This window comes from Elusimicrobiota bacterium, assembly GCA_026388095.1.
Lineage (GTDB): Bacteria > Elusimicrobiota > Elusimicrobia > UBA1565 > UBA9628 > UBA9628.
In genome coordinates this window covers 1-22,673 of the sequence record JAPLKL010000074.1, presented here as the reverse complement: position 1 = coordinate 22,673, position 22,673 = coordinate 1, and the positions used below count along the sequence as shown (strand labels likewise).

22 protein-coding genes are annotated in these 22,673 nt (G+C 68.5%); 9 read left to right on the top strand and 13 right to left on the bottom strand.

The window, feature by feature from the left end; genetic code table 11:
* Positions 1-12 precede the first annotated feature (12 nt).
* Both hemB and hemL read left to right on the top strand, forming a co-directional pair.
* The gene (hemB, locus tag NTY77_18480) at positions 13-987 is read left to right on the top strand and encodes a porphobilinogen synthase (GenBank protein MCX5797483.1); all 975 of its coding nucleotides are present in this window, start codon (positions 13-15) and stop codon (positions 985-987) included.
* A complete protein-coding gene (gene hemL, locus NTY77_18475; protein MCX5797482.1) occupies positions 975-2,264 on the top strand; it encodes a glutamate-1-semialdehyde 2,1-aminomutase in 1,290 nt (429 codons plus the stop codon). Before hemB ends, hemL begins: the two co-directional genes overlap by 13 nt.
* Before the next feature lie 15 nt (positions 2,265-2,279).
* Here the strand turns inward: hemL and NTY77_18470 are convergent, their stop codons facing one another.
* The 10 genes from NTY77_18470 to yqeK all read right to left on the bottom strand — a co-directional run bounded on the left by NTY77_18470 (position 2,280) and on the right by yqeK (position 12,104).
* On the bottom strand, positions 2,280-2,879 hold the full coding sequence (locus tag NTY77_18470) for a hypothetical protein (GenBank protein MCX5797481.1): 600 nt from the start codon (positions 2,877-2,879) through the stop codon (positions 2,280-2,282).
* 100 nt (positions 2,880-2,979) lie between these two features.
* Positions 2,980-4,674, bottom strand: a complete 1,695-nt coding sequence (locus NTY77_18465; GenBank protein ID MCX5797480.1) for a hypothetical protein — start codon at positions 4,672-4,674, stop codon at positions 2,980-2,982.
* Positions 4,671-5,021: a hypothetical protein gene (locus NTY77_18460; protein MCX5797479.1), complete on the bottom strand. Its 351-nt coding sequence runs from the start codon at positions 5,019-5,021 to the stop codon at positions 4,671-4,673. Before NTY77_18460 ends, NTY77_18465 begins: the two co-directional genes overlap by 4 nt.
* Position 5,022: 1 nt before the next feature.
* Positions 5,023-6,660, bottom strand: a complete 1,638-nt coding sequence (gene argS, locus NTY77_18455) for an arginine--tRNA ligase (protein ID MCX5797478.1) — start codon at positions 6,658-6,660, stop codon at positions 5,023-5,025.
* Positions 6,657-7,736, bottom strand: coding sequence for a type IV pilus twitching motility protein PilT (locus NTY77_18450; GenBank protein ID MCX5797477.1), 1,080 nt, complete (start codon positions 7,734-7,736; stop codon positions 6,657-6,659). The genes argS and NTY77_18450 overlap by 4 nt, the downstream gene beginning before the upstream one ends.
* Positions 7,729-8,115: a ribosome silencing factor gene (gene rsfS, locus NTY77_18445; protein MCX5797476.1), complete on the bottom strand. Its 387-nt coding sequence runs from the start codon at positions 8,113-8,115 to the stop codon at positions 7,729-7,731. Before rsfS ends, NTY77_18450 begins: the two co-directional genes overlap by 8 nt.
* Positions 8,099-9,004 carry a cyclic nucleotide-binding domain-containing protein gene (locus NTY77_18440; GenBank protein MCX5797475.1) on the bottom strand — a complete coding sequence of 302 codons (906 nt, stop codon included), beginning with the start codon at positions 9,002-9,004 and terminating at the stop codon, positions 8,099-8,101. Before NTY77_18440 ends, rsfS begins: the two co-directional genes overlap by 17 nt.
* Positions 9,005-9,016: 12 nt before the next feature.
* Positions 9,017-10,105 carry a type IV pilus twitching motility protein PilT gene (locus tag NTY77_18435; GenBank protein ID MCX5797474.1) on the bottom strand — a complete coding sequence of 363 codons (1,089 nt, stop codon included), beginning with the start codon at positions 10,103-10,105 and terminating at the stop codon, positions 9,017-9,019.
* 2 nt (positions 10,106-10,107) lie between these two features.
* Complete coding sequence (locus NTY77_18430) at positions 10,108-10,977, bottom strand: LytR C-terminal domain-containing protein (GenBank protein ID MCX5797473.1); 870 nt, start codon at positions 10,975-10,977, stop codon at positions 10,108-10,110.
* On the bottom strand, positions 10,962-12,104 hold the full coding sequence (gene yqeK / locus NTY77_18425; protein MCX5797472.1) for a bis(5'-nucleosyl)-tetraphosphatase (symmetrical) YqeK: 1,143 nt from the start codon (positions 12,102-12,104) through the stop codon (positions 10,962-10,964). The genes NTY77_18430 and yqeK overlap by 16 nt, the downstream gene beginning before the upstream one ends.
* An 83-nt stretch (positions 12,105-12,187) precedes the next feature.
* Here yqeK and NTY77_18420 point away from each other — a divergent pair, with 83 nt between their 5' ends.
* Together NTY77_18420 and NTY77_18415 are read left to right on the top strand one after the other, a co-directional pair.
* Positions 12,188-12,880, top strand: a complete 693-nt coding sequence (locus NTY77_18420) for a glycosyltransferase (protein MCX5797471.1) — start codon at positions 12,188-12,190, stop codon at positions 12,878-12,880.
* Positions 12,881-13,852, top strand: a complete 972-nt coding sequence (locus NTY77_18415; GenBank protein MCX5797470.1) for a tRNA-dihydrouridine synthase — start codon at positions 12,881-12,883, stop codon at positions 13,850-13,852.
* Between the two features lie 9 nt (positions 13,853-13,861).
* Here NTY77_18415 and NTY77_18410 read toward each other — a convergent pair whose 3' ends face one another.
* Together NTY77_18410 and NTY77_18405 are read right to left on the bottom strand one after the other, a co-directional pair.
* Positions 13,862-14,527: a hypothetical protein gene (locus NTY77_18410; GenBank protein MCX5797469.1), complete on the bottom strand. Its 666-nt coding sequence runs from the start codon at positions 14,525-14,527 to the stop codon at positions 13,862-13,864.
* A complete protein-coding gene (locus NTY77_18405) occupies positions 14,524-15,309 on the bottom strand; it encodes a hypothetical protein (protein MCX5797468.1) in 786 nt (261 codons plus the stop codon). The genes NTY77_18410 and NTY77_18405 overlap by 4 nt, the downstream gene beginning before the upstream one ends.
* Positions 15,310-15,411: 102 nt before the next feature.
* On the opposite strand from NTY77_18405, the gene glgP reads away from it, so the two are divergent.
* The 5 genes from glgP to NTY77_18380 are packed head-to-tail and all read left to right on the top strand — an operon-like array spanning position 15,412 to position 22,267.
* Positions 15,412-17,574, top strand: coding sequence for an alpha-glucan family phosphorylase (glgP, locus tag NTY77_18400; protein ID MCX5797467.1), 2,163 nt, complete (start codon positions 15,412-15,414; stop codon positions 17,572-17,574).
* 48 nt (positions 17,575-17,622) lie between these two features.
* A complete protein-coding gene (locus NTY77_18395) occupies positions 17,623-19,599 on the top strand; it encodes a PBP1A family penicillin-binding protein (GenBank protein ID MCX5797466.1) in 1,977 nt (658 codons plus the stop codon).
* Between the two features lie 16 nt (positions 19,600-19,615).
* Positions 19,616-20,251, top strand: a complete 636-nt coding sequence (locus NTY77_18390) for a zinc ribbon domain-containing protein (GenBank protein MCX5797465.1) — start codon at positions 19,616-19,618, stop codon at positions 20,249-20,251.
* A gap of 4 nt (positions 20,252-20,255) precedes the next feature.
* Positions 20,256-21,812 (top strand): hypothetical protein, encoded by a 1,557-nt coding sequence (locus NTY77_18385; GenBank protein MCX5797464.1) that lies wholly within the window; start codon positions 20,256-20,258, stop codon positions 21,810-21,812.
* Positions 21,809-22,267: a hypothetical protein gene (locus NTY77_18380; GenBank protein ID MCX5797463.1), complete on the top strand. Its 459-nt coding sequence runs from the start codon at positions 21,809-21,811 to the stop codon at positions 22,265-22,267. Before NTY77_18385 ends, NTY77_18380 begins: the two co-directional genes overlap by 4 nt.
* A 22-nt stretch (positions 22,268-22,289) precedes the next feature.
* On the opposite strand, the gene NTY77_18375 is transcribed toward NTY77_18380, so the two are convergent.
* Entirely contained in the window at positions 22,290-22,457 is a 168-nt protein-coding gene (locus tag NTY77_18375; GenBank protein MCX5797462.1) for a hypothetical protein, read from the bottom strand.
* Positions 22,458-22,673: the final 216 nt, after the last annotated feature.

The window sequence follows — 22,673 nt, the reverse complement described above, 5'->3', positions numbered from 1 at the left end:
TAAAATGACCCTATGGCATTCCCCCAAGAGAGACCCCGCCGCTTGCGCGCATCCGCGGGACTGCGCGCCCTCGTGCGCGAAACCGTCCTGCGTCCCGACGATTTCGTCATGCCCCTCTTCGTGCGGCCCGGCAAGGGCCTCAAGCGGCCCATCAAGTCCATGCCCGGCCAGTTCCAGTTCTCCCCGGACGAGCTGGTCAAAGCCGCCGGGCCGCTGGCGGCCGCGGGAGTGCCCGGAGTCATCCTCTTCGGCATCCCGGACCAGAAGGACGCCAAGGCCTCGGGCGCTTATGCCAAGGACGGCATCGTGCAGAAAGCGGCCCGGGCGCTCAAGCTCCGCTACCCCGGGCTCGTGGTCATCGCGGACCTGTGCTTCTGCGAATACACGGACCACGGCCACTGCGGCGTGGTGCGCAAGGACGGGACCATAGACAACGATACCACCTTGGAGCTCGCGGCCAAGGCCGCGGTCTCACAGGCGGCTGCCGGCTGCGACGTGGTCGCGCCCAGCGGCATGATGGACGGGCAGGTCGCCGCCATCCGCAAAGCCTTGGACGCCGCGGGTTTCGCGCAGACGCCTATCCTGGCCTACGCGGTCAAGTACGCCAGCGCCTTCTACGGCCCCTTCCGAGACGCGGCGGAGTCTCCGCCCAAGTTCGGGGACCGCTCCACCCACCAGATGGACCCGGCCAACCTGCGGGAGGCCCTGCGCGAGGCGGACCTCGACATCGCCGAGGGCGCGGACATGGTCATGGTGAAGCCCGCCTTGCCCTATCTCGACGTCCTGGCCGCGGTGCGCGCGCGCTGCAGCCTGCCCGTCGCGGCTTACTGCGTCTCCGGCGAGTATTCCATGATCAAGGCGGCGGCGGCCCAAGGCTGGATAGACGAGAGGAAGGTCGCCCTCGAAGCCCTGACCTCCATCAAGCGCGCCGGCGCCGACTTCATCCTGACCTACCATGCCCTGGAGGCCGCGCGATGGCTGGCGTAGTCTCGCGGCGTCTCTTCAAGCGCGCCCAGAAGGTCCTGGTCGGCGGAGTCAACTCGCCGGTGCGGGCCTTCAAGTCCGTGGGCGGCACCCCGGTCTTCATGCGCCGCGGCCGCGGCGCATGGATCGAGGACGCCGACGAAAAGCGTTATCTGGATTTCTGCGCTTCCTGGGGGCCGCTCATCCTGGGCCACGCCCGGCGCGAGGTGATCGCGGCGGCGCGGCGGGCCCTGGAGCTGGGCTCGACCTTCGGCGCGGCCACGCAAGGCGAGATCGAGCTCGCCGAGGCCATCAAGCAAGCCGTGCCTTCCATGGAGCTCGTGCGCCTGACCAGCTCCGGCACCGAGGCCGACATGAGCGCGGTGCGCGTGGCCCGCGCCTTCACGGGCCGCGAACTCGTCATCAAGTTCGCCGGCTGCTACCACGGCCACGTGGACAGCCTGCTCGTGGCCGCCGGCTCGGGCGCCACCACCTTGGGCATCCCCGACTCGGCCGGAGTCCCCGCGGCCTGGGCCAAGACCACCATCACCTTGCCGTACAACGACGCGCCGGCCGCGGCCGCGGCGTTCAAGAAATGGAAGGGCCAGGTGGCGGCCGTGATCGTCGAGCCGGTCGCCGCGAACATGGGCGTGGTGCTGCCGGCGCCGGGCTTTCTTAAGGCCTTGCGTGAGCTGACCGCCCGCAGCGGCTCTTTGCTCATCTTCGACGAGGTCATCACCGGTTTCCGCCTCTGCTACGGCGGCTATCAGAAACTCTGCGGAGTCCGGCCGGACCTGACCGTCTTGGGCAAGATCGTGGGCGGCGGCCTGCCCCTGGCGGCCTACGGTGGCAGGAAGGACATCATGCGCTTGGTCGCGCCCCTGGGGCCGGTGTACCAGGCCGGCACTTTGTCCGGCAATCCCGTGGCCGTGGCCGCGGGCCTGGAGGCCTTGCGCCTGCTCAAGGCGCTCAAGCCCTATTCCGCGCTGGAGCGAAGGACCAAAGCCCTGGTCGAGGATATCAGGCGGGAGGCCCTCTGCCTCGGCGTCCCGGTCACCGTGAACTCCGCGGGCTCCATGTTCACGGTCTTCTTCACCGGGCATCCGGTGACGGACTATGCCTCGGCCAAGCTCGCTGACGCCGGCAGATACGGCCGGTTCTTCCGGGCCTTGCTCGACTGCGGCGTGTATTTCCCGCCCGCCCAATGGGAGGCGGCCTTCCTCTCCACGGCCCACAGCCGCGGAGACCTGGCCCGCGCCGGAAAAGCCGTCGGCCAGGCTCTACGCAGCCTGGCCGATTGACACCCGCAAGCGGCCCTATCTTTTCTTCGACCCGCCCTTGAAGTTGTAGACCGGGCCCGCGGCTTGGCCCATCATCTCGCTGCGGCTGGTCGCTCCGTAGCTGGCCTTGGCCGCGATGGCGGGGGCCGGTGCGCTCTGCGGCGCCGCGGCCGAGGCCGCCGGGGCCGCAGCCGAAGCGTCCTGCGCAGCGGCGGCAGACCCTGCCAGCCCGGCGGAAGTCTGGCTGGGCGCCGAATGCGCGTCGAAGCCGGTCAGCGAGCTCGTCAGGTGAGGCGCGGGCGCGGGCGCCTTCTTTGCGACCGCAGGCGCCGCAGCGGCCGTCGCCGGGGATGGGGCGGCGGCCGGCTGCGGCGCGGCCGGCGCGGACGCGATAAGGGTGCGGTCGACGATGGGGACCTGCTCGATGCCGGCTCCGCCTTTGACGACGACGGTCGCTGAGCTTGCGGCTGCCGGCGGGATGATCTTCGCCAGCATCGGGACGCGCGCGGCCACCTTGTCCCAGACCCGGCCGTGGCCGGAAAAATCGACGAACAGGAGGAAATAGCCGAGCATCACGATCGATGCTGCGCTGATGCCCCGCGTGGCCCAGACTTCCCAGGACGCATTCGTATCCATAGGCCCCTCCCCTTCGTATCACTAAGAGGATAGTCCCTGGAGCGGACTTATGCAATAGGGGAAAGCGCTTTTACCAATATTATAATCTTTCAACCGAGCTTTAACTCTTCGGCAATGTCCTTCTAACAGGGTAGGTCAGGAACCGGTCCAGCAAGGGCAAGCTGGGCTCTCGCGGCGAGAGGGCCGCGGCGCGGTCGCGCTGCGCGCGGGCTGAGGCCAGGTCGCCTTTCCGCAGCGCCACGGCCGCGGCCCAAAGATGCGCTCGGGCCGAGTCTGGAGCTTGGGCCAGGGCCAAGCCGGCGTCGTGCTCCAGGACCGGGAGGGGCAGGTCGTCGGCGAGCAGCAAGGGCCAAGGTGTGAGGTGGCGCAGGCCCCGGTAGCCGGCCGCCATGAGCCTGCGGTTGGGGCCCTTGATGTTCACGTAGACCGCGGCCGCGTCTTCTACATAGACCATGGCCCAGTCCGGGCTGGCAGCCAGGGGCCCGCCGGTATAGGAGCCGGCTTGGGCGCTGACCACCGCCCACTGGAAAGCGTAGCGCGCGGCGAGCCCGGCGAAAGCTTCCGGGCGGTAGAGCGATTCCCAGGATGCCTTGAGGAACTCCGGCGGATAGAGATAGGCGGTGCGGCCGTCGATGAAAACCTTGACCTGAGGCTGCAGCCGCCAGATGAGGTAGCCGCCCAGGGAGAGCTCGTTCCAGACCGGCCCCTGGGGCTTGTTCTCCGCGATGAAGCGCACGGCGCCGTCGGGCAGGCGGCCCGGGTCGAAGCCGATGCCCCAGGGGACCTCCCGGCGCAGGGCGACCGCGGCGGGGGCCAGAAGCCCGGCGGCCAGGACGGCGGCGGGAAGCCAGCGGCGGTCTTTGAGCCTGGGCCAGAGCCTCGCTGCGGCGAAGGGCGCGGCCGCGACGATGAAGAGAGGGGCCATGCGGAAGCGCAGGAGCATGAGCAGGAAGCTGCCGAGGACCAGGACCAGGTCGAAGAGCGCGGGCATCTTGCGGCCATCTTGCGAGCGTCCCCAGATGAGGGCCGTCGCGGTGAGAGCGACGAGCAGGCCGAGGAGGGGGTCGAAGTTCCAGAAGAGGTCCCAGGATGACGGAGTCCATTCTCGGATCAAGGTGTTGTGGGAGGCGACGCGCCAGGGGCCGAGGAAGATGCCGGGACCGAACGAACTCAGGCAGGTGGCCGCGGCGGCGCAGGCCGCGGCGCAAGCCGGCTCGGCGCGGCCGCGGCGATGCGGGACCAAGGCTACCGCGGCTGCGGCCAAAGCCGCGCCGATGATCGCGAAGGCATGCACATTGGCCCAGAGGATCTGCAAGGGGACCATGAGCCAGAGCCAGCGATTGTCTTCCTCCCTTCGGCAGCGCTCGATGCAATACAGGGCTGCGGCGAAGCAGGGCAGGCCCAGCAGGGCGGGCCGCAGGATGAGCAATGGGGCGAGGGCGGCCAAAGCCAGGCTGGTGAAAGCCAGAGCCAGGGCGCGGGCTCCCTTTTCTACGCGGCTGGTCATCAGCCAGGCCAGCAGGACCACGGCCGCGGCGGCCAAGAGATGGAGGCCCCAGAACCCGGCGAGGCGATGGGCCGCGTAGAGGGCGATGTCTGATGCGTATTCGTAGGGGACGAAGCGGCCGTTCTGGGTGTAGGAGAAGGTGTCCGCCTTGATGAGGCCGCGCGCCGCTACGGCGGCTCGGCCCACGGCCATGTGCCAGGGGAGGTCGGGGTCGGAAAGGCGCCGCAGGGCGGGCAGGACCGCGGCGGCAAGGAGGCCAGCGGCGGCGAGTTTCCGGCTCCAGGTCATCCGGTGCTTTTGTCTCTGGAGACGAGCCTGCGGAGCCAGGAGCCGAGAAGAGCCGCCAGGATGCAGGGCAAGGAGAGGACGAGGAAGACGATGAGCCCCAGGGGAAGCATGCTTCCGGACGGGTTCTGGATGAACAGGGCCAGCGGCTGCGGGGCCATGACCAGCAGGCCCCAGCGCCAGGGACGCTGCGGCGCCAGGAAGCCCGCGACGGCGCTAGCCAGCGCCATGAGCGGCATGCCCAAAGTCCAGTAGAGTCCGGCGTCCCAGGCCTCGCGCCGATGGCTGACGGCGCAGACGATCAGCCAGACCGCCAGTCCGAGGGCGGCCAGGCCGGAGCCCATGCGCATCCTACATCTGCTCCGGCGCGCTGACCCCCAGAAGCCCCAGCCCCTGGGCGATCACGTCCCGGACCCCGGCGCACAGAAGCAGCCTCGCCCGGGAGACCTCGGGCTCAGCCGGGTCCACCACCCGGCGCTTCTCGTAGAACGGGTGGTAGAGCCCGGCCAGCTCCAGCACGAAGTTGGCCAGCGGATGCGGGGAGAGCAGCTTCTCGCAGTCCTTCAAGACCTCGGGGAACCAGGCGATCTTGAGCAGCAGCGCCCGCTCCTCCGGCGAGGTGAGGAACAGCGCGTTGGGCCCCGGCAAAGGCAGCTTCGGCCCGAAGAGCCCCTGCTTGGCCGCCTCCCGGAAGATCGAGCAGATCCGCGCGTGCACGTACTGGCAGTAATAGACCGGGTTCTCGGACGACTGCTTCTTGGCCAGCTCCAGGTCGAAGTTCAGGTGCGAATCCGGCGTGCGCAGGGCGAAGAAGAACCGGCAGGCGTCCTGGCCCACCTCCTCGACCACCTCGCGCAGGCGCACGAACTCGCCCGTGCGCTTGGACATCTTCACCGCCTCCGCCCCGCGGTAGAGGTGGATGAGCTGGTGGATGATGACGTGGAAGGCTTCCGGCGGATGGCCCAAGGCCGCGACGGCCGCCTTCATGCGCGGCACGTAGCCGTGGTGGTCCGCCCCCCAGATGTCGATGCACTGGTCGAAGCCCCGGGAGAACTTGTCCTCGTGATAGGCGATGTCGGCCAGGAAGTAGGTGGCCGTGCCTCCGGCCTTGATGAGCACACGGTCCTTGTCGTCCTCGGACTGGTCCGCGTCCGCGGTGCCCAGCCAGACCGCGCCCTCCTTCTCGTAGACCATGCCCCGGTCCTTGAGCTTGCCCAGGGTGGCCTTGAGCTCGTCTTTGACGTGGAGCTCGGACTCGCGGAACCAGCGGTCGAAGCTCACCCCGAAGGCGTCCATGTCCTCGCGGTGGGTCGTCAGCAAAGCCTTGATGCCCTCCTGCTGCCAGCGCTGCGGCGTCCAGGCGTCGGCTTCGGCCGGGAAGGACTTGGCCAGGTCGGTCACGTACTGCCCTTGGTAGCCCTTCTCCGGAGGCTCCTGGTCATGGCGCCTGGCATGCAGCGAGAGGCCGAGCCGCTCGACCTGGTTGCCCGCGTCGTTGACATAATACTCCGAAGAGGCTTGGCGGCCCAGGCGGCGCAGGATGCGCACCAGGCAGTCGCCTAGGGTCGCGCCCCGCCCCGAGGCCAGGTGCAGGGGCCCGGTGGGGTTGGCGGAGACGAACTCGATGAGGACCTTGCGGGCCGGCCCGCCCTGGTCGCGGCCGTAGGTGCCGGGGGTCAAGGTGACGGCCTTGAGGTTGGCGCAGAGGGCCGAGTTGCGCAGCTTGAGGTTCACGAAGCCGGGCGGCGAGGGCGCGGCGGACTCCACTTCGACCAGGCCGCCCAGGCTCTCGGCCAAGGATCTGGCGAGCTCCAGCGGAGGCTTGCGCGCGGCCTTGGCCATGGCCAAAGGCCAGGGCAGGCACAGGTCGGCCTGCATCTTGGGAGGGGGGATGGTCAGCGGCAGTTCCGCCGGCAGCTGGACACCCGCGGCTTTGGCCCAGTCCTGGGCCCGGTTCGTCAGCGACTTCCTGAGCGCGGCGAGGATCATAGCCCAGCCGGCACGGCCAGGCCCGCGAGCTGCTTGACCATCCCGGAATCGTGGGCCAGGGCGCAGGCCTCGTCGACGTTGACCAGGTCCTGCTTGATGAGGAAGGCCAGGTACTGGTCCATGGCGATCATCCCGAACTTGGCGCCCGCCTCGATGGCCTGGTAGATCTGGTGGGTCTTGCCCTCCCGGATGAGGCTGCCGATGGCCGGGGTCATGCGCATGAACTCCCGGGCGCAGGCCCGGCCCTTGCCGTCCTTGCGCGGGAGCAAGGACTGGGAGATGACCGCCTGCAGCACGGTCGAGACCTGGACGCGCACCTGCTGCTGCTGGTGCGGCGGGAAGACGTCGATGATGCGGTCCACGGTGGTGGGCGCGTCCTGGGTGTGCAGGGTCGCGAAGCACAGGTGGCCGGTCTCGGCCGCGGTGATGGCGAGCTGGATGGTCTCCAGGTCGCGCATCTCGCCGATGAGGATCACGTCGGGGTCCTGGCGCAGGGAATGCTTGAGGGCCTCGGCGAAGCTCTTGGTCTGCCGGCCCACCTCGCGCTGCAGGATGATGGAATTCTTGTCCTGATACGAGAACTCGATGGGGTCCTCGATGGTCAGGATGTGCTTCTGGTGCTTCTGGTTGATGAGCTCTATGAGGCAGGCCAAGGTCGTGGTCTTGCCGGAGCCCGTGGGCCCGGTCACCAGGACCAGGCCGCGGGGCAGGTCGATGAGGTTGGTCATGGCCGGCATGAGGCCGATCTCGGCGGGAGTGGGGATGCTCGATGAGATGGTGCGCAGGACCGCGGCCACGCCGTTCTTCTGGATGAACACGTTGACGCGGAAGCGGGAGATGCCGGAGATCTCGATGGAGCAGTCCAGCTCCCAGTCCTCCTCGAATCGCGCGCGCTGCTCTTCCAGCAGGATGGCGTAGATCATCCGCTTGCTCTCGTCGGCCGTCAGCGGCGCGGTCCCCGGGATGGGGATGATGAGTCCGTGCCGGCGCACCATGGGCGGCTTGCCCACGACCACGTGCAGGTCGGAGGCTCCCATCTCCACGGTGGCCTTGAGGATATCGATGATGTCAGGCATGGGCCTTCCTGTGCGGGCCGGCCGGAGGAGCCTCTTCCCAGGCCACGGGCCGGGCCTGATGGAAGAGCTTCTCCAGGTTGTAGAAGCGGCGGGCCTCCTCGGTCATGAAGTGCGCCAGGAGGCCTCCGAAATCGAGCACCCGCCACCGGTCGCTCTCCGGCCGCGCCCGGCGCAGGGCCGGGCAGCGCAGCTCCCGTCCGGCCTTGCGCAGGGCGTCTTCCACCGCTTCCAGATGCGGCGGCGAGTTGACGGTCGCGATGAGCAGGTACTCGGTCACGGGGCTCTGCCGCCGCACGTCGAGGAGGACGACCGCCTCGGCTTTCTTGTCCGCGGCGGCCCGGGCCAGGGCCCGGCCCAAGGCTCTAAAGGTAAGCGCCATGGGGGGAATTCTGCTTGAGCCGCTCGCGCAGGCCCTCTTCGACGCGATGGCCGATGTTCTCCAGGGCCGTGGCCAGGAGCTGCGCCACCGTGGTCAAGGTGCGGCCGATATCGGCGCGCTGGTCGTCTTTCAGGTCGGCCTCGGAGCGGAAGATGAGATAGCCGTGGGGCCGGACCGCGCCGGGCAAAGACACGTAGTAGACGTGGTCCTCGATCCAGATGTTGCGGGTCTCCTTGACGGGCGGGAGCTGGCCTTGGACGCGGGCGAAGTCGAAGGGGCCGCAGCCGGCCACGAAGTCCATCTCGTCGTTGAAGGCGTTGTAGAGATGGGCCGCCGCGGACCAATCCCCCTCCAGGTGCGGCACCACGTGCCCGAGGACCTTGGCCAGCAGGGCCTTGCCGCTCTCCCAGGGCTCCAGAAGCATGTGGGAAAGGTCGTAGATGAGGGTCAGTTCGCTGGAGGTCCGGCGCAGGCGCCGGGACAGGACCTGGACCAGCTCCGCGAAGAAATCCACGGCCAGCTCCGGATGCGATTTGAGCCACCGGTTCATGTCCTCGCGGCCCAGGCGGAAGAGCGTGGTGGCGCCGGCGGCCGCGGCTTGGGCCGAGCGCGTAACGTCCTCGACCAGGGCCATCTCGCCGAAACAGTCGCCGGGGCCCAGGATCGCCAGGTCCTTCATGTCTCCGGCGGAGACGCGCTTGGAGATGCGCACCCGGCCTCCGGTCACGAAATAGAGGCTGTCGCCTTTGGCCCCCTCCTCGAAGATGACCGCGCCGTCGGCGATCTCGACGGGCGTGAGGAATTCTCCCAAGGCCGCGAGCTGCTTCTCCGGGATCTGGTCCAGGAGCCTGACTGATTTGAGGAGTTGAAGTTTCTCTTTAGGATCCATGGTGGCTTCCGCCTACATGGCCGGCGCGGGCGCCTTGGCCGCGCCCAGGCCCGCCAGCATCCGGAAGGAGTCGGGGTTGTGGGCCCGGAGGAGCGCCTCTTCGGGCTTGACCAGCCCCTCGCGGGTCAGGTTGGCCAGGGCCTTGTCCATGGGGACCATGCCGAACTTGGCGCCCGTGTCGATGGCGCCGTAGATCATGTGGGTCTTGCCCTCGCGGATGAGGTTCGAGATGGCCGGGGTCATGACCAGCACCTCGCGCGCCGCGATCCGGCCTTCGCCGTCGGCGCGGGGCAGCAGGATCTGGGAGACCACGCCCTGGAGCACCATGGCCAGCTGGACCCGGATCTGGGCCTGCTGGTGGGGCGGGAACACGTCGATGATGCGGTCGACGGTGGAGGGGCAGTCCTGGGTGTGCAGGGTGCCGAAGCAAAGGTGCCCGGTCTCGGCCGCGGTGACGGCCAGCTGGATGGTCTCCAGGTCGCGCATCTCTCCGACCAGGATGACGTCGGGGTCCTCGCGCAGGGCGGCCTTGAGCGCGTTGGCGAAGGACTTGGTGTTCTGGCCCACCTCGCGCTGCCGGACGATGCACTTCTTGGACTCGTAGACGAACTCGATGGGGTCCTCGACGGTCAGGATGTGGCCGGTGAGCTTCTGGTTGACCAGCTCCATGATGGCGGCCAAGGTGGTGGACTTGCCCGAGCCGGTGGGGCCGGTGACCAGGACCAGGCCGCGGGGCAGGTCGGAGAAGCCGACGACCGTGGGGGAGAGGCGCAGCTGTTCGGGGGTCGGGATCTTGGTGGAAATGACGCGCATGACGGCCTCGACGCCGTTCTTCTGGACCAGCACGTTGACGCGGAAGCGCGCGAAGTTCGTGATGGCGAAGGAGCAGTCGAGCTCCCAGTTCTCCTCGAACTTGGCGCGCTGCTCCTCGTAGAGGATGGAGTAGATGAGGCGCTTGGATTCGTCGGCGGTGATCGGCGTGCCGCCGGGGATCTCGGCGATCTCGCCGTTGAGGCGCATCATGGGGGGCTTGCCGATGACCAGGTGGATGTCGCTGGCCCCGGTCTCGACGGCGGCTTTGAGGATCTGCACCAATTCCATTCTCAACCTCCTTGCGGCAACGGGCAATCCTCGGCCAGGACCACGCTGACATCGACCAGCCGCTTGAGATCGACCTTGGTCAAGGCCCGCGCCGACGGGCAGCCCAGCATCCGGGCGACTGCGGCGGCGTTCTCGAAGCGCCCTGCGCGGTCGTAGACGATGGTCCGTCCCTGCCCTGAGACATTGCCCACGGACATGACGTCCGCGCCATTCAATCGTAATATATTTTTAGCGCGGCTGGCGATACCGGGCTTGGGAGAGGCATTGAGGACCTCCACGGTGATGCGCTCCGGGGCCGGCTGGCCGTCCGCTCCCCGGACGAGACGGCTGAGCAGGGCCCCCGCCTGGTCCTCCGGCGGCAGCCAGGCCGGGCGCAGGCGCTCCGGACCGAGGCGCTGGAGCTCGAGGGCCAGGAGGAGGCGGTCGAACCAGGGCCAGGCCGCGGAGCCCGAAGGCGAGAACGTCTTCAGCCACGTGCGCGGTTCGCGGATGCGCCGGGCGATCCAGTCCGCCGCGTCCAGAGGCGGCTCCGCCGACGAGTCCGGCTGCGTCCCGCGCCAGACGGGCAGGCCCGCGCCGATGCCCAGGCCCGGGGCCAGGGCATCGAGGCGGGCGCCGGCGGCTTCCAGAGACGGGCTGCCCTGGCCGCGCGGTCCGCCGGGCAGGTAGACGAGGTCCAAGGTGCGGCGGACGGGCTGGTAGACGGTCAGGACCAGCGCGGGGGCCGGGCCGTCGAGGCTGAGCCAGCCCAGGACCGGCTGGCCCGCGGAAATGGTCCGGCCCAAGGGCGAATGGCTCTGCAGCCAGGCCAAAGCGAGCGCCCCGGCCAGGAGCGCGGCGGCCAGCGCGCGTCCCATCAGGGTCTGGCGCACTGGCGGTTCCATAAGGAGACGGATAGGGGATGCAGCCAAGCTCCCCGCCCCACGGCGTGGCTCAGCTTGGCCGCGAGGCCGGCCGCGAAGGCGGCCTCCAGGTCCCGGAACGCGAGGCGGCGCAAAGGCGCGGCTTCGGGGTGGGTCCGGTCCTCGGAGACCGCGTCGGCCACGTAGAGGATGCGTTCCAGCCGCGACATGGATAGCGAGCCGAGGGTGTGGTTGCGCACGGCGCGCAGGACCGCGCGTTCCCGGCAGCCGAAGCGCCGCCTGGCCAAGTGCGCGCCAACGTAGGCGTGCAGGAGCCCTGGCTGTCGGCGGGCGACCTGCGCCAGCAGAGGCACGCGCAGCCCGTGGTCCAGGGCGTAGCGCGCCCAGCGTCTCTTCTTGATCAGCCGGCCGCAGTCGTGCAGGAGCGCGGCCAGAGACGCGCGCCGGGGGTCATCGCCCCAGCGGCGGGCCAGAGCCTCCGCCAGGCGCCGCACGGCCAAAGTGTGGACGAACCGCCCGGGCTTCAGTCCCGACTTCAGCGCCGCGGGCAGGCCGGTCCCGTAGAGCCCGCGGCGGGCGATGAAGTCCGCCGCTCGGGGCTGCAGCCAACGGGAGCAGTCCAGGCCCGCGGCCAGGTCCGCGCGCAGGCCTGTCGAGGAGACGTCCGGCATGGGCCGGCGGATGACAGTGAAATGGGGGGGGATGCGTCCGCTGGGCGCTCCCGGGCGCAGCGCCGTCCACCATCGGCAGAGCTTGGTCAAGCGCTTGCGGGCGCGCCATTCGGACCAGGCCGCGGCCCAGTCCGAGCCTACCACGAAATGGAGTTCCCAGTCCGGGCGCTCGGCCTTGAGCCGGGCCAAAGTCTCCACCGTGTAGACGCGGCGCCGGCTGAGCAATTCTCGCGTGTCGATGCGGGCGACGCGGCGCCACCGGGAGGGGAGCAAGGGGAGCAGTCCCAGCCTGAGCAGGCGCAGCCGGCCGGCCGCCGGCGCGGCCTGCGCCCTCTTGAGAGGGGCTCGGAATGCCGGTATGACGAGGATGCGGTCCGGCTTGATGCGGTCCGCCGCGGCTTTGAGCAGGGCGGCATGGCCGACATGCGGCGGGTCGAAGCTGCCGCCGAAAAGCAGGACTCGCACGGAAGGATTCTACCAAAAAGGGGGGAGCCGTCCGGCCCGCCGTCCTTGACAGTCCCGCCGGAAATGGGACAACATGGATACGGATGAGATTTTCCGTCATCATCGCCACTTACAACGAGGCCTTCCATATCGGCTCGTCACTCAAACGCCTCCGGCAGATCTCCCGCCAGGACCCGCTCGAGCTCATCGTGGTGGACGGCGGTTCCGAGGACGGCACCGCCGAGCAGGCCCGGGCCTGGGCCGACCAAGTCCTGGTGCACCAGCGCGCCAACCGCGGGGAACAGCTCCACCTTGGCGCCCAGAAGGCCGCGGGCAGCATGCTGCTCTTCCTGCGCGGGGACGCCCAGCTCCCCGGGAACTGGCGGCAGGCGCTCGAGCATTTCTGGCTCTCCCCGGGATTGGACAAGGTGGCGGCCACTGTCTTTACCGTGCAGTTCGGCAAGGATATCCCCTTCCGGCTGGCCTCCTGGATGGTGAATGCGGAAACGCGTTGGCGCGGGCACGCGGACCTCAACCAAGGCCTGTGCACCACGGCGGACATCTACCGCTACAGCGGAGGTTTCCCCCCGTTGGCGTGCCTGGAGGGCCGCGCCTTCTGCGAGCGCCTACGGCCTTTCGGCCGCATCGCGGTGCTGCCGGAGCGCATCTGGCCCTCGGCCAGCCGGCTGCACCGTTTCGGGCTTCTGGGCTGCCTCCGGCGGCGGCTGTGGCTGGAACTGCGCTTGCTCCTGGGATCCGCGCCCGAGCGGCTCGGGCCGGACGGCTGCGCTTCCTAGATGGCCCTGCGGCTGGGCGCTCTGAGACTGCCGTCGGCGGTGCTGCAGTCTCCCATGGCGGACTGCTCGGACCTGCCCTTCCGCCTGGTCTCCCGCCGGCGGGGGCTGGCCTTCGCCTTCACGGAGATGGTCTCGGCGCAGTCCTTGCTGCGCCGCAACCGCAAGACCCTGGACGTGCTCAAGACCGTCCCCGAGGACCGGCCTCTGGGAGCTCAGCTCCTGGGCAAGGACCCGGAGCGCCTCGCCGCGGCCGCGGCGCTGCTGGGGGAGATGGGCTTCGACCTCATCGACCTCAACTTCGGCTGCCCCGTCAAGAAAGTGGTCTCCAACGGCGAGGGCGCGGCGCTCCTGAAAGACCCGGACTTGGCGGAGCGCATCTTCGCCGCGGTCCGCCGGGCGGTGAGTATCCCGCTCACGGTGAAGACCCGCAAGGGCTTCGGCGACGAGAGCGGGGTCGAGGCCGTGGAATTGGCGCGGCGGGCGCAGGCTCAGGGCCTGGACGCCATCACCGTGCACGGCCGCACCCAGAAGCAGGGCTACGGCGGGAGATCCGACGCTGGGGCTGTGGACCTGGTGCGCCGCGCCGTCTCCATCCCGGTCATCGGCAACGGCGACGTGCGCGCTCCCGCAGACGCCTTGAGGCTTCGGGTCGAGAGCTCCTGCGCCGGAGTCATGGTGGGCCGGGGCGGCCTGGGCAACCCCTGGCTCTACCGGCAGGTGCACCAAGCGTGGGAGGGGGAGGCCGGCGGGGACTTCCAGGCTCCGGACCTCGGGTCTCGCCGCAGCGCGCTCCTGGAGCATTTCGACCTGGAGGTGGAGCACCGGGGCGAGCGCCAAGCGGCCTTGAACTTCCGGCGCATCGGGGCCTGGTACACCGCGGGCCTGCCCGGCGCCAAGACCTTCCGCACCGGGGTCTACGCCACGATGGACGTGGGGCTCATCCGGCGGATGATCGAGGACTTCTTCTCCTGATGCGCGCGGTCAGCGGTACTTGCGCAGGAAGCGCAGGTTCGCGGCGATGAGCGCCTCGATGCGGGGCAGCATGAAGGGCGTGAAGGTGTCGTCGGCGTCGGTGGGGATGCGCACCACGCAGCAGTATTCGGCGACGTTGCGCCGCACCCGGCGCAAGACCATGGCCTTGCGCTGAGGGGTGGGCGGCTTGCGCACCATGACCGTGCCCAGGCGGTCGAGGTCGAGGCGCCGGTAGAGCTCGCTGACGAGCCTGTCCCAGGACGGGCTCCTCTGTCCCGCGGGCTTGCGCTCCTCGCTGAACAGGTCGGCGGCCTGGACCTGCGCCAGGACCCGGCGGAGGGACTCGGCTTGGTCGGGCGCGCCGGGGAACAGGTGTATGGCCGCGTCCGCGAAATCCCCGGCGCCGAGGAGGCCCTCGAAGAGCTGCCGGTATTCGGTGCAGCGCTGGGCGCTCAGGCCGCCGGCTGCGAGCTCGGCCAAGAGGCTCTCCCGGGTCCTGAGGAAAATGTCGTTCTTGAGCGCGGCCAGGGGATCTTCGATCTCCTGGAGCTTGCGCAGCATGAACTCCCAGGGGTCGTCCTCGTACTTGCTGATGCCGCGGAACCGGCAGAATTCCGCGAGCCGGGCGATGATGATCAGCTGGTGCGCGGCATCGGACTCGCGGGCGGCCGTCATCTCCTGGCCTTGCGGGCCCGCGCCGGCCTCGGCTCAGGGAGATCGTGCAGGAAGAAGTCAGCAGGCACGCGGCCGGCGGAGCGCCCCCCGTCCCAGGCTCCCAGTTCGTAGACGTCGGCTTGGCCCCGCTGCCAGGGGTCGAAGACCAGGCAGACCTGGCGCCCCGCCTCCAGGCAGCGGCCGGGCGCGGAGTCCGAGCAGACGGGCTCTTCCTCCGAGGCGGGAGGAGAGCAGAGCACGGCTCCGGTATGGAAGGGACGCCCTGCGCGCTCCCGGTCCTGGATCGACCAATGCTCGGGCTTGAGGCGCCCCAGCTCGGCCCACACCAGATCCGACCAGTCCAGGCAGGTGCCTTTGGAGCGCGCCAGGGCGCCGCGCAGGGCGGCTAGGCGCAGCTGCGCGGCCGCGAGCTCCCGGCGCAGTCGCGCTCCGTTTTCGACCTCAGGCTGCTCCACCTGCTTGGCCAGCGACTTGACCTCGGTCTCGCGGCTGCGGACGGCCTCCTCGAGCTGGCGCGCCGGCAGCGTGTCGTCCTGGGAGACCTTGGTGCCTTCGTCGCTGAGCAGACCGACCCGCCACCCCTCGTCCATACGCTTGGACACCACTTCGTTGTAGCGCGCGTAGAGGGTGAAGAGCTCAAGCTGGGCCTCGGTCGGCAGGGCCTTCACGGCGGCTTGGGCGGCGACCGCGGGCGGCTCCCGGAGGAGCCCCGCGAGCCCGGCCTCTTCGGCGCGTAAGGCAGGCGCGATGAAAAACAGCGCCGCTGCGAGGCTGAACCTCATACCGCACGGATGTTATCAATTTCTCGCCGGAGGCTCAATAATCAGACGCGGCGGACGCCGCGGCGCCCTCGGGCGGGACGAATTTGGTAGAATCCCTGTCCTATGACCGATCCCTACCAGCAGTGGCAGGTTCCGGAACGCGTGGCCCGCTTGAAGGACCTCGTTTACAACCTCTGGTGGAGCTGGCACCCGGAGGCTCGGGCCCTGTTCAAGGAGATCGACCGCAACCTCTGGCGCACCACCTACCACAACCCCGTGCTCCTGCTGCAGCGCAGCCTGCCCCGCCTCAACGCCTTGGCCAAGGACGAGGGCTTCCTATCCCGCTACGATTCCGTCATCCGCATCTTCGACGAGTACCTCGAGGACCAGTACACCTGGTTCGCCCGCAAGTACCCGCAGGCCAAGGGCCAGAACATCGCCTATTTCTCGGCCGAGTTCGGGCTGCACAACTCCCTGCGCATCTACTCCGGCGGCCTGGGCATCCTGGCCGGGGACCACTGCAAGACGGCCTCCGACCTGGGCGTCCCCTTGGTCGGGCTGGGCTTCATGTACCCCCAGGGCTACGTGCAGCAGCGCATCAGCGTGGACGGCTGGCAGCAGAACGTCTACGAGCAGATCGACTGGAGCGTCTCGCCCATCCGTCCGGTCATGACGCCCAGCGGGGACAACTTCCTCATGAACTTCAACCTGGGCCCGCTCAACCTCCAGGTGGCGGTCTGGGAGATCGTGGCGGGGCGCGTGAAGCTCTTCCTGCTGGACACCCACGTGGAAGGGAACTCCGCCCAGGACCGGGAGATCTCCGGGCGGCTCTACGGCGGCGACCGCACCATGCGCCTGCGCCAAGAGATCCTCCTGGGCATCGGCGGGGCCCGCCTGCTGAAGGCGCTCGGCATCCCGGCCGAGCACTACCACATCAACGAGGGGCACTCCGCCTTCATGTTCCTGGAGAAAGTCCGCGAGCAGGTGGCCGCGGGGAAATCCTTCGAGGCGGCGGCCGAGGACGTGGCCTCCCGTTCGGTGTTCACCACGCACACCCCGGTCGAGGCCGGACACGACGTGTTCTCCGAGGGCCTCATCACGGAGTATTTCAACAAGTACTGGACCGAGCTGGGGCTCGAGCAGGAGCAGTTCCTGGAGTTGGGCCGGGTGCCGGGGCAGGCGGGCTGGAACATGACCGCCCTGGCGCTCAGGATGTCGGGCCAGCGCAACGGCGTGAGCAAGCGCCACGGCATCGTCTCGCGCCATATGTGGACCAAGCTCTGGCCGGAGAAGAATGAGGAGGACGTCCCGATCGGTCACGTCACCAACGGCGTCCATCTTTCCACCTGGCTGCAGCAGGACCTGGGCTGGGCTTTCTTCAAGTACCTGGGCCGCGATTGGCCGGAGAAGCAGGACGACCCCGCGGTCTGGGCCCAGGTCGCGGGCATCCCGGACGAGGAGATCTGGCGGGCGCACATGCGCAACAAGGAGGAGCTCTTCAAGCTCCTGCGCGACCGGGCCCGGGACCGCTGGATCTCGCGCAACGCCGAGGCTTCCCAGTTGCTGACCCAGGGGGCGCTTTTGGATCCGCAGGCGTTGACCATCGGCTTCGCCCGGCGCTTCGCGGGCTACAAGCGGGCGACCTTGGTCCTGCGCGACCTGGCGCGCCTGAAAGGCCTGCTCCTGGACCACTGGCGGCCGATCCAACTGGTCTTCGCGGGCAAGTCCCACCCGGCCGACGACTCGGGCAAGGCGCTCATCCAGCAGATCTACCACCTGGCCAAGGACCCGTCCTTCGGCGGCCGCATCGTGTTCGTGGAGGACTACGACATGCACGTGGCCCGCTACTTCGTGCAGGGCTGCGACCTCTGGCTCAACAACCCGCTGGCGCCTCTGGAGGCCTGCGGCACCAGCGGCATCAAGGCTGCGGTCAACGGCGTGCCGAGCCTGTCGGTGCTCGACGGCTGGTGGGAGGAGGGCTTCAACGGGGCCAACGGCTGGGCCATCGGCGCTCCCGGCGGCCGCGGCTCGGGCGACGCGGCCGACGCGGCCGACGCGGAGGACATCTACCAGACCCTGGAGAAGAAGATCGTGCCGCTGTTCTACGAGCGGGGCTCGGACGGCATCCCGCACGGCTGGATCAAGGTGATGAAGGAGTCCATCAAGACGGTGGCGCCGCGCTTCTGCGGCAACCGGATGGTCAAGGACTACGTGAAGCTGTTCTACGGGCCGGAGGCCGCGGCGCGGCCGGTGAGCCCCCGGACGACCGCGAAGGTCGGGCCCTAAGCCGCAAGCGGGCGCATGTCCGCCGCCGGACAGCAAGGTCATCGTATCATGCGCACCCTGGGACTCGTCCTCGCCGGGATCCTCCTCGCCCCCATCATGGCCGCGGGGATGTTCCTCTACGGCTGGTGGACCTACCACCGCCTGGAGCGCTCCATCGTCGAGAAGATGGACCAATACTATCTCAACATCAGCACCCCCAACCGCGAGCAGTACCTCCTTTCCGGCGACGAAGTCTTCGAGGTCCCCTACATGGCCTCCAAGCTCAGCGTCGAGGCCGTCCCCTCCCGCATCTACGACGCCGCCGGCCGCCTCATCGGCGAGTTCTCCAGCGAGAGGGCCCTCTACGTGCGCAGCGCCGACGACCTCCCCGCCTTCCTCAAGAAGGCCATCGTCGCCACCGAGGACGGGACCTTCTACCAGCACCACGGCATCAACTACCGCGCCACGGCTCGCGCACTGCTCGCCAACCTGCGCCATCTGCGCATGGCCCAGGGCGGCAGCACCATCACCCAGCAGTTGGCCAAGCTCATGTTCACCACCCGCAAGAAGACCCTCGGCCGCAAGATCTTCGAGGCCTTCTGCGCGCGCAAGCTCGAGGCGAAGTTCACCAAGGACCAGATCCTGCTCATGTACTTCAACTTCGCCTACTTCGGCCACGGCTGCTTCGGCGTCGAGTCCGCCGCCCGCTTCTACTTCGGCAAGACCACCAGCGACCTCGAGCTCGGCGAATGCGCGCTGCTGGCCGGCCTCGTCAACAGTCCCATCCGCTTCTCGCCTTACGAGCACCCCGACCTGGCCAAGGCCCGCCATCACATCGTGCTCAGCCGCATGGCCAAGCTCCATGACCTTCCCGCCTCGGCCGTCGGACGCTACGAGGACGATTTCTGGAAGACCATGGACGCCCGCCTCAAGGCCCCCGAGTCCTCCTTCTGGCGCATGAACGTCAACGAGGCCCCTTACCTCGTGGAGACCGTGCGCCGGGCCCTGGAGAAGGACTTCGACAGGGAGCGCATCTTGAAGGGCGGCCTGCGCGTGCGCACCACCTTCGACCTCGACGTCCAGAAGGCCGCGCAGAGCGCGCTGCGCGAAGGCCTGGGAGCGGTCAACCGCGAGCTTTCCACCGGGACCGCCAAGGTGGTCGGCGGCCTGGCCGCGGTGCGTCCCGAAGACGGCGCCGTCCTGGCCTTGGTCGGCGGCTCCGGCTTCAACTTCTCGGACCAGCTCAACCGCGCGCTGGACATCCACCGGCCCGTGGGCTCCTCGATCAAGCCCTTCGTCTACGCCGCGGCCTTCGAGTCCGGCCGGTTCAAGCCCGAGGACAAGATGCTCGATGCCGCGGTCAAATACCGCCGGGGCGGCCGCGTCTGGGCGCCGCAGAACTACAACCGCAAGTACTTCGGCGAGGTGTCCTTGGCCGAGGCCCTGCACCGCTCGCTCAACTCCGTCGCCATCAAGCTCCTGGAGAAGGTGGACATCGACGCGGTCATCGCCCTGCTGTCCTTGGCCACCGGGGTGCCGCGCCAGGACTGGCCGCGCAACCTCACCTTGGCCCTGGGCACGGCCGACCTCTCGCCGCTGCAGCTGGCCGGCGCCTACGCCGTGTTCGCCAACGGCGGCAAGGCCGTGCATCCCTACTTCATCACGGCGATCGAGGACCGCGAGGGCGCCCCGGTCCAGGCCGGCGGCCCGGCCGCGGATTCCCCGGTCATCCTGAGCACGCAGACCTGCGCCACCATGGTCTCGGTCATGCAGGGAGTCTTCGGCCCGGAGGGCACGGCGCGCGGCGCGGCCAAGAAGACCGGCTTCAACCTGCCCGCCGCGGGCAAGACCGGCACCACCAACGACTACCGCGACGCGTGGTTCGCGGGCGTCACCCCGGACCTCTCCGCCGCGGTATGGGTCGGCCACGACGACATGCGCATCCCTTTGGGCCACGGCGAGACCGGCGGGGTCTTCGCCGCCCCCATCTGGATGAACTTCGTCAAGGCCGTCTATCGCAACCGCCCCACAAAATCGTTTAATTGAGGTCATTGGAGGAGCCATGGCCGATGACATGATCGCGTTCACGCAGAACCATGAGGACCTCTCCACGGACAGGGGCTACCAGTTCAAGTTCTTCTGCGACCATTGCTCCAACGGCTACCAGACCCCCTTCGAGTCCTCCACCTTGGGCGTGGCCGAGGGGCTTTTCAAGGCGGCGGGCGGCATCTTCGGCAGCGTGATGGGCAATACCGCGGAGACCGCAGAGCAGCTGCGGCGGGCCGTGGCCGGCCCGGCTCATGACAAGGCTTTCCGCCGCGCCGTCGCGCAGGGCCAGGGGCATTTCAAGCAGTGCTCCCGCTGCGGCAAATGGGTCTGCCCGGAGAAGTGCTGGAACGCGGAGAAAGGACTCTGCAAAGGCTGCGCGCCCGTGGCCGAGGAAGAGATCGCCGCGGCTCAGGCCACTATCCTGAAGGAACAGATATCGGCCAAGCTGCAGGAGGCCGACCTCACCAAGGGCATGAAGCTCGATCAGCCCGTCTCCGCGGCCTGCCCGAAATGCGGCAAGGCTCCGGGCAGCGGCAAGTTCTGCCAGGAATGCGGCGCGCCCTTGGCCAAGACCAGAGCCTGCGCCAAATGCCAGTTGGATATCCCGGTCGGGGCGAAGTTCTGCCCCGAATGCGGCGGGCCGGCCTGAATCCATGAGCCGGCGCTTCCTTCCCCTGGTCTTATTCGCGGCCGCTCTGGCGGCCTGCGGCCCGGTCGTCCAGGAGGCCGAGCCCGACGACGACAGCGCCCATGCCAGCCGCCTGCCCGCCAACGGCCGCGCGCAGGGCACGATCTCTCGGCCGGACGACGTGGATTGGTACAAGGTCGCCGTGGACCGCGACAGCGGAGTGCTGAGCCTGCACGTGGGCGGCATCCGCGACGTGGACTTCGTGCTCAGCTTCCGGGACAAGACCGGCGCGGAGCTCAAGCGCATCGACGAGACCGGGGTGGGCGGCGACGAGGTCGCCACCGACCTGGGCGTCAGCCGCGGCGACTGGTACGTGGTCCTCTCCAACAAGAACCCCAAGGCCGACAACCCGTCCCAAAAATACGTCCTGACCGCCAAGCTCGAGTCCGCCACGGGCCGGGAGCAGGAGCCCAACGACACTCCGCTTACCGCCAACACCCTCGAGCTCAACGGCGTCACGCGCGGCCACTACTACCCCAACACGAACCTCCTCTCTGACGACCCGGACAAAGCCGAGCAGGACTGGTTCCGCGTGAAGGTGGACCGGGCCGGCGTCTACGCGCTCAACCTCGACCTCAGCGGAGTGCCCAACGTGGATCCCGTGCTGGAGGTCTACGACGTCAACAGCTACAAGCTCAAGGAGGTCTCGGCCGGCGGCGCGGGGCTGGGCCTGACCCTCAAGGATTTCGGCGTGCGCGCCCCGGCGCAGTACCTGCTGCGCCTGCGCACGCGCGGCCCCCGCATGGGCAATCCGGATTCCCTCTATGAGCTCTTAAGCGAGCTGCGGCCTTACGACGGACGCACCGAGCTCGAGCCCAACGACCAGCGCAACGACGCCACGCCCTTCGAGAGGGATTCCATCGCGGGGCACATCGCCCCGGCCGGGGACGTGGATTGGTACCGTGTCAGCGCGGATGTCAGCACGCGGACCATCCTGCGCGCCGACCTCTCCGCCGTCCCGGGGCTGGACCTCATCCTCACCGTGACCGACGACATCGGCCAGCCGCTCTTGGTCATCGACAACGGCATCAGGGAGACCCCGGAGGTGCTCACCGGCCTGGGCATGAGCAACGCCACCTACTACCTGGTCGTGACCGAGAAGAGCGGCAAGGCGGCGGACCCGCGCAACGCCTACACTTTGACCAAGACCTTGGCGCCCTGGCAGCCGGGCTTGGAGTGGGAGCCCAACGACAGCACGGGCACGGCGCAGGCCCTCAAAATCGGCGAGTCGGTGGACGGCTACCTCGCGCCCAAGGGCGACGTGGACTTCTACATGTTCAACGTGTATCAGAAAGGGGACATCGTCTGCGACCTGACCGGGGTCATCAACGTTCGCTGGAGCGCGGAGCTCTACGACCAGGACAACAAGCAGATCCTCGCGCAGATCGCCGCCAAGACGGGCGAGCCGCTCTCCTTCGACCGCGAGCTCGAGCCCGGCACCTATTGGCTCAAGCTCAAAGGCACGGACCCCAACCAGAACAACGTCCGCGATAAGTACACTTTGCGGCTCAAGGCCCGATGAAGCGGCTGGTTTCCCTGGCCCTGGCCGCGCTGTGGGCGGGCTGCGCCGCGCCCAAGCCCGCGGCCAAGGGTCCTGAGCCGGCCGCAGTCCAGACCCCGCCGGCCGCCGCGTCCGCCAATTTCGAATTGAAGGCCTACGAGGTGGTGGGCACGCCGGAAGAGGACACTTTGGAGTACGTGCAAATTTACGTGGGCGGCGCGCTGCAGGGCCGCACCGAGACCGCGGCCAAGTCCAGGCCCAAGCTATGGCTCGGCCGCATCGCGGAGGGCAACCATCCCATGCGCTTCGAGGTCTGGGACTCCAGCGACGGGGTCTCGGGCCTGCGGCGTCCGGACGGCCTGCAGCCGGCCGAGCGCTTCTTCCGCGTCGAGCCCGGCAAGAAGACCACCGTGACCCTCAAGTTCACGGACCAGGGCCGGCAGTCGCTCTTCTACGTCACCCGCGAGCCGAAGTAGGCCCGTCGGTCCGGCGGACGGCTCACATGCTGCAGCAGCCGCCCTTCTTCTGCTCCTGGTTCTGGTTGGTGTTGTCGTTGCCGGGGAACTGCTGGTCACTCTGCGCGGCCTTCATCGACGTGACGCCCATGACCCACAACGCAGCCACGGACAAGGTGATGGCCAACGATCGGTATATCCTCGCTTTCATTTGGGGCCCTCCGCGAATCAGGACTTATTGCCAGTATAGTCCTGGAAGTCGGCGCTGTCAATCGCCGCGGGCGGTCTGTAAGAAAAAAATTAAAATGTCCGCTTTGAGAAAAATAGAAATGTCCGGTTTTGGGCTACCATCATGGGATGGACGACACCGAAACAATAGAGCTGAGCATGCGTGAAATAGACAGATTGCGGGTGATTCGAGACGTTC